The sequence below is a fragment of the Meiothermus hypogaeus genome (assembly GCF_003574035.1).
Taxonomy (GTDB): Bacteria; Deinococcota; Deinococci; order Deinococcales; family Thermaceae; genus Meiothermus; species Meiothermus hypogaeus.
The window spans coordinates 1-732 of record NZ_QWKY01000178.1 but is presented as its reverse complement, the minus strand read 5'-3'; the positions used below and the strand labels follow the sequence as shown (position 1 = coordinate 732).

At 54.4% G+C, this 732-nt stretch carries 1 protein-coding gene; it reads left to right on the top strand.

Annotated features, from left to right (window positions below; genetic code table 11):
• Positions 1–70 precede the first annotated feature (70 nt).
• Positions 71–732 (top strand): transposase (locus tag Mhypo_RS17820; protein ID WP_170148355.1); only part of this gene is annotated, 662 nt, incomplete at its 3' end.

Genomic DNA, 732 nt, shown 5'->3' with positions numbered 1-732 from the left:
AGCCCCCAAGGGGATGTACCTGGGGGTGGACTTGGTTCCCGTAGCCCATCAAGGATGTTGGATCGAGGGAGTGGATCGGGTGTACTCCAACAGTGATAAAGCTGCGGTGTGGGGACATAACCTGCTGTCATGTGGGCTGGTTGGATATGGGAAACATCCCTACCCATTGAGTCTGGAGGGTTTCCCCACCAAGCCCATGAGTTCGGAGGTATACCCGTACCGAACCCCTGGTGAGGCGATGTGGCAGGTAGTCGAGGCCATCCGCAAGAATGGCAATGGTTATAGCCTCGCAGGCGTGGTGTTCGACAACCAGTTTGCGGGTAAGGCTTACCTCGCCAAGCTCTACCAGCACAACATACCTTTCGTAGCTCGGGCCAGACTGAATCAAAAGGTCGAACATGCAGGAAACCAACGATCTATCCGAGAACTGGGTGAGCACTATCCACCCGGTAAAGCCCGCTATTACAAGCGTTTTGGCTGGTATGTCAAACGCATCAAGATCACCTTGGCCGAGGTGGGTCAACTGGATATGCTGCTGATTTGGCTACCCCAGCCAGCAGGTTTCAAGCTGATGGCTCTCTTCTCCACCCTGGATGCGGGCATTCAAGAAGTCCTTGCCGCCTGGAAAGCTCGTTGGGATCTGGAGCGGGTGCATCGCCTGCTCAAACAGAACCTGGGTTTATCCAAATGCCTCTCTCGTTCCTATGCTACTCAACTCAAACATGCTGACCT